The sequence below is a fragment of the Allobosea minatitlanensis genome, assembly GCF_964020775.1.
Map to the genome: position 1 here is coordinate 4726812 of NZ_OZ224509.1, position 6000 is coordinate 4732811.

The 6000-nt window shown below is 70.2% G+C and carries 5 protein-coding genes; 2 read left to right on the forward strand and 3 right to left on the reverse strand.

Annotated elements, in window-relative coordinates:
* The first annotated feature begins 42 nt into the window (after positions 1–42).
* Positions 43–822 (forward strand): HpcH/HpaI aldolase family protein, encoded by a 780-nt coding sequence (locus ACWH43_RS23175; RefSeq protein WP_158445019.1) that lies wholly within the window; start codon positions 43–45, stop codon positions 820–822.
* A gap of 94 nt (positions 823–916) precedes the next feature.
* On the opposite strand, the gene ACWH43_RS23180 is transcribed toward ACWH43_RS23175, so the two are convergent.
* Positions 917–1519 carry a DNA-3-methyladenine glycosylase family protein gene (locus tag ACWH43_RS23180; RefSeq protein ID WP_260349585.1) on the reverse strand — a complete coding sequence of 201 codons (603 nt, stop codon included), beginning with the start codon at positions 1517–1519 and terminating at the stop codon, positions 917–919.
* A 142-nt stretch (positions 1520–1661) separates the two neighbouring features.
* Here ACWH43_RS23180 and gluQRS point away from each other — a divergent pair, with 142 nt between their 5' ends.
* Positions 1662–2579, forward strand: coding sequence for a tRNA glutamyl-Q(34) synthetase GluQRS (gluQRS, locus tag ACWH43_RS23185; RefSeq protein WP_158445021.1), 918 nt, complete (start codon positions 1662–1664; stop codon positions 2577–2579).
* Here gluQRS and ACWH43_RS23190 read toward each other — a convergent pair.
* Both ACWH43_RS23190 and ACWH43_RS23195 read right to left on the reverse strand, forming a co-directional pair.
* Positions 2576–3493, reverse strand: coding sequence for an AEC family transporter (locus tag ACWH43_RS23190; protein WP_158445022.1), 918 nt, complete (start codon positions 3491–3493; stop codon positions 2576–2578). The genes gluQRS and ACWH43_RS23190 overlap by 4 nt on opposite strands.
* A gap of 111 nt (positions 3494–3604) precedes the next feature.
* On the reverse strand, positions 3605–5623 hold the full coding sequence (locus ACWH43_RS23195; protein ID WP_158448398.1) for a M23 family metallopeptidase: 2019 nt from the start codon (positions 5621–5623) through the stop codon (positions 3605–3607).
* Positions 5624–6000 lie beyond the last annotated feature (377 nt).

Sequence of the window (6000 nt, forward strand, 5' to 3'; positions counted from 1 at the left end):
CCCGCCGATCACCGGGAGCGGGCCTGCAACGGATCAACGCCCATGGCCAAGCCCACCGTCCTGTCCTCCCTCGCCGATCGCTTCGCGAAGGGCGAGACCGTCGTTTCGGCCTGGTGCGGCCTGCCCGACCCCTCGACCTCCGCCATCCTGGCGCAGGAGGGTTTCGACGCGATCACCCTCGACATGCAGCACGGGCCGATCACCCTCGGCGAGGTGATCCGCGCCATTCCGCTGATCAATGCCGCCGGCAAGCCCGCGATCGCCCGCGTCCCCGTCGGGGAATTCCAGAACGTCTCGAAGCTGTTCGATTCCGGCGCCTCCGGGGTGATCGCGCCGATGATCAACACGATGGAGGATGCGCGGACCTTCGCGGCCTATGCCAAATACCCGCCGCTCGGCGAACGGAGCTGGGGCAGCTATGGTGGCTTGGGTGCCTCGGGGCTCGACCAGAACAGCTATCTCAAGGCGGCCAACGGTTTCTCGATGACCTTCGCGATGATCGAGACGCGCGAGGCGATGGCGATCGTCGACGACATTCTGGCGCTTGAGGGCATCGACGCCCTTTTCGTCGGTCCCTCAGACCTGTCGATCGCGCTGTCGGGCGGGGCCAGGGTCGATGCGACCGCCCGCGAGGTCGACGAGGCGCTGAAGCATGTCGTCGCCCGGGCCTCCGCCGTGAACAAGCCGGTCGCGCTCTATGCGGCGACCGCCGAACGCGCCCGGGAAGGCCTCGCTCTGGGCGCGCGCATGGTGACGGTGATGAGCGACAGCAGCATGCTGCGCGCGGCGGCGCAGACGGCGCTCAAGGTCGTGCGCGGCTGAGCTGGGGCGCTGATCTTGCGGCGCTGAGCCGCTCCGGGGAACGACATCCTCGTCCCGGATCTCCGTAGGGCTCATCCTTCGGCTGGCCGCCGGCTCAGGCGTTGATGCCCTCGCGGCGCTTCAGCACGGCGTAGTCGGCCCAGAGCAGACGCGCCGCGACGCCGCGCCAGGGGCGCCAGGCCTCCGCCATCGCGGTGAGAGCGGCGGGCTTCGGCCGCGCCGGCAGGCCGAAGGCATGGCGGGCCGCCTCCTGGATGGCGAGATCGCCGGCGGCGAAACCGTCCCGGTGCCCGAGACAGAAAAGCAGATAGACATCGGCCGTCCAGGGCCCGATCCCCGGAAGCGCGGTCATCGCGGCATGGACCTCCTCCGGGCCCATGCTCTCGAGCGCTTCGAAGGCGAAGCGCCCATCGGCCAGCGCCGCCGCCAGCGCCAGCAGGGTGCGCTGCTTCGGCCGCGACAGGCCGGACAGGCGCATGTCGTCGTCGGTCGCGGCGAGCAGCCGCTCCGGCGTCAGCGGTACGAAGACGCTCGCGACGCGATTCCAGACCGCCCTTGCGCTGGCGACCGATAATTGCTGCGAGACGATGATGCCGGCGAGCCCGGCGAGGCCGCCTTCGCGCAGCCTGAGCGGGGGCAGGCCGGTGCGGGCGATCAGCGCCCGCCAGTCGGGATGGCGTGCGGCGAGGGCGGCCATTCCTTCTTCCAGATCGGCATCGCAGGTGATTCGGTCGGTCATGGCGTCAGGATGGCTCTTGCACGGTGGTCGATCGCGTCAGCAGCGTGGTTCCGTCAAAAGGAAGCAGACTCTAGAAGCGATCGAACTCAAGATCGAACCGATGCCCGCACCTCCACCCGATTTCTGCAAGCCTCCCGGCAAGCCCGTCTTCCGCTTCGCGCCGAGCCCGAACGGGCGGCTGCATCTCGGCCATGCCCTCTCCGCCCTGACCAACGAGGCGCTGGCGCGGCGCTTCGGCGGCCGGCTCTTGCTGCGGATCGAGGATATCGACCGCGGCCGCTGCCGGCCGGAATTCGTCGACGGCATCCTCGCCGATCTCGACTGGCTCGGCATCCGCTTCGAGCAGCCGGTCCGGCGGCAATCCGCGCATTTCGGCGACTACGCCTCGGCGCTGGCGTCGCTGCGGGCGCGGCGGCTGGTCTATCCCTGCTTCTGCTCGCGGCAGGAGATCAGGGCCGCCGTGATGGGCCGCGAGAGCGCGGCCGGCGGCGCCTGGCCGGCGGATCCGGACGGGGCTCCGCTCTATCCCGGCTCCTGCCAGATGCTGGACGAGGCGGCGGCGGCGCGCCGGATCGCGGCGGGCGAGCCGCATGTGCTGCGCCTCGACATGGCGCAGGCCGTGGCCGCGATCGGGGACGGAGCGGGCTATGAGCTGTTCGACGAGGAGGGCGGCCGCCGCTTCGTCGCGGCGCGGCCGGGCCGCTGGGGCGATATCGTGTTGGCGCGCAAGGACGTGCCGACGAGCTACCATCTCGCCGTCGTCGTCGACGATGCGCTGCAGGGCGTGACCCATGTGGTCCGCGGCCGGGATCTGGAGGCCGCCACCGACATCCATGTCGTGCTGCAGCGGCTGCTGGGCCTGCCGACGCCGCTCTACCACTTCCATCGGCTGCTGATCGACGCGGATGGCAGGAAGCTCGCGAAAAGCCGCTCCTCCGAGAGCCTGGCGGCGATGCGGGAGCGCGGCGTCAGCGCCGGGATGATCCGGCATGAGCTCGGGGCGCGCCCGGCGGGTTAGCCCACGCCGAGGAAGGTCAGCCAGGCCGCGGTGGTGAACAGCGAGAGCAGAGTCGAGAGCGTGATCGCGCTCGAGGCGTCGGCGACGCCCTGCCGGTAGCGCTCGGCGAAGAGATAGGCGTTGATGCCGCAGGGGCAGGCGGCGAAGAGCACAGCGACCCCGGACCAGTGCGCCGGCATCGCGAAGACGTGGACGGCAAGCCCGTAGACCAGCAGCGGATGGAGGCCGAGCTTGAGGGCGCTGAGCACGGCCGGCAGGGCGAGACCCGATTCGAGCCCGTAGCGGCGCATGGCGATGCCGAGGCTGATCAAGGCGCAAGGCACCGCCGCGCCGGCCAGCAGGTCGATCAGCGTCCAGAAAGGCTGGGGCACCTGCGCCTGGAAGGGGCGCACCGCCGAGCCGAGAAGGATGCCGATGATGATCGGATGGGCGAAGAGGCGGCGCAGCAGCATCGCGATCGAGGCCGAGCGCCCTTCCGCCAGGAGGGTGGCGACGGTCATCGTCACCGGCAGATGGACGGCCAGCAGCAGGCCGAGCGGCACGGCGCCGGCGTCGCCATAGGCCTTCAGGATCATCGGAACGCCGACGAAGACGGTGTTCGACTGCGCCGCGGCGAAGCCGGAGACGACCAGCTCCGGCCCCTTGCGCGCGAAGCAGCGGCCGGCGATCAGCATCGCCAGCACCCAGACCACCGCGAGCCCGCTGAAATAGGCGATCCAGTAGCCCCAGGGCTGGGTCGGCGGGATGTCCGCCTTGGCCAGCGTGCGGAACAGCAGGCAAGGCACCGCCAGCACGAAGACGAAATCGGAGAGGCCTTCGCCCGTGCTCTCCCGCAGCAGCCGCGTCCCGCGGGCGAGATAGCCCAGCCCGATCAACCCGAAGACGGGCAGGACGACGAAGAGGGAGGCGAGCATGGTCGGAAGGTCACGCCGCGAGGACAGGATGCCGTTTCGCGGTGTCGCCTTTGCGGGCACATGTCAACCATGGAAGCAGGGCGAGCGGCCTCTCGCCGGCGCGCCATGCGCTCAGCGCAACTGCGCGACCGCCCCGCCGGCCTTCTCGATCAGGCCGCGGATCTCGTCGCGCTGGCGCTTGAACTCGGCCAGGGTCGGGCCCTGCAATTCGCGTCCGCGCGGCACGCGGATCTTGAGCGGGTTCACGAAATTGCCGTTGACCAGCACCTCGTAATGCAGGTGCGGCCCGGTCGAGAGGCCGGTCGAGCCGAGATAGCCGATGACCTGCCCCTGGCGGACCTTGGCGCCGGGAACGATGCCGGCCGCGAAGTTCGACTGGTGCGAATAGGTGGTGACGTAGCCGTTGGCGTGCTGGATCTCGGTATGCTTGCCATAGCCGGAGGACCAGCCGGCCTTGATGACCGTGCCGTTGCCGGCGGCCAGGATGGGTGTGCCGATCTTGTTGGCCCAGTCGATGCCGGTATGCATCTTCGAATAGCGCATGATCGGGTGATAGCGCATGCCGAAGCCCGAGCGGAGCTGGCCTTCCGCGATGGGCTTGCGCAGCAGGAACTTCTTCAGCGATTTGCCGTCCTCGTCGAAATAGTCGATCAGCCCGTCTTCCGGCGACTGGTAGCGGAAGACCCGGCGCGTCTCGCCGTTGACGGTGAGGCTGGCGGAGAGGATCTCGCCGCGCTCGCCTTCGTCGTCCTCGGTGAAGATCACCTCCAGATTGTCGCCGGCATGGACGCGCTGCTGGAAATCGAGGTCGTAGGAGAAGATCCGCACGAGCTCGTCGACCAGCGGCCGGGCCAGGTCGTGGCGGGCGCCGGTCTCGTAGAGGCTCTGATAGAGGGTGGCGCCGCCGGTGCCCTCGTCGCCGTCCTCGTCCGCGTCGTCGCGCCGCTGCTGGCGCTGGGAGGCGAGATCCTGGCGCGGCAGGTCGACGGCGACGAAGGCGCCCCGGTCGTTCATCGCGACCGTGCCGTCGGGCTGGCCGTTGCTCAGCAGCGAGACGCGCATGATCTGGCGCGGATCGCCCGGGGCCGGCCCCGGAGCGTAGAGAACCTGCAGCACCTGCCCATCGGGCAGGGGCGAGGTCCTGACCTTGCCGCCGAAGGCGGCGATCATCGCCCTGATCTGCTCGGGCTGGGCGCCGGCGCCGCGCATGACCTGCTCGAAATTCTCGCCGCGCTTGGCCATCACCAGCTTGTCCTCGACCGGCGGCTCGCGCGAGGCCGGGATCGGGGTCTTGGGAGCGTTGGTGACGTTCTCGGGCACGACGCGGACCTCGATGCCGGAGAAGCGCGTATCCGTGGCGGGCGCATAGCCGAGGATGTCGCCGCCGGCGGGGGCCGCGCCGGTCAGGGTGCGGCTCAGCATCAGTTGCGGCGGGATCGGCAGGGCGCGCTGGCGGCCGGAGGCGGCGTTGGCGCGCTCCTCCTCGGCCTGCGAGAGGACCTCGCTGTCGGTGAGCTGCGGCTTGCCCGGCGGGATCTCGAGATCGGCGAGATCGCGCTTGACGATGGTGACGTCGGCGTCCGCCGTGTCCTGCACCGGCTCGGCGTAGCGCTCGTCAGGCTGGCCGCCCTCGGCGAACAGCCGCAGCGGATTGAAGGGCGGGATGTCGGTCGCATAGACGCCGGTGGTCTGCGAGAGGTCGGTGGCGAGGCGCACGAAGGGCCGCACCCGGATCACCTCGCGGGCGCCGACCCGCTGCGACATCGGCGCGCGCAGCGCGTGGCGCGCGGAGAGGACCGGCTGATCGGCGACCAGCCTGTCGGCCTTGCGGGCGCCGCCGCCATCCCCCGCCGCCGAGGCGGCGCGGACCGCGACCGTCTCCGGCTGCTCGGGAAAGCTGGTGTCGCCGCGCATGGCGACGAGGATCGCCGCGCCGAGCAAGGCCGCGCCGCAGGAGCCGACGAGGGTGCAGGCGAAGAGCCAGCGCAACGAGACCCCGCGCCGGTCGAGCGGCTGCTGCCGGGCATCCCCCGGCACGATCGGCGGCTCGATCCCGAGATCGACCAGCAAAGCCGCGGCCTCGGGGGCTAGCGGCTCGACCGGTTGCGTCAGCTCGGGAAGGGCGTTCATCGTGTGCTGTCTTGGACCTTGATCGCGAATCCCGCCGGGGCCAGGCGGCCTCGAGCGCGTTCCGAACGACGATGTCGCGAGAACATGCCCGCGTCGGCACCCGGAATCAATCCGCCGTGTCGCCCGCCGCTGTGACGATGGAATGAGGCTGTTTTACGAAAGCCGGGACCTGTCCACCGAGATCCGCCCCTTGTTGAAGGGGGCGGCTCTTGAAGGGAGCCGCTCTGTAAGGACGGCCGCTTTCGCGGGAGCGATCGCGCCGTCGTGCCGTGTTTCGGGAGCGCCCGCGCGGGCGGGCGGCGGCGAGTCAGCCTCGGATGCCCCGGGGCAAAGTTCTTATCCGACTAAGGTGTTGATTTTCCTGGAAAACCCAATTT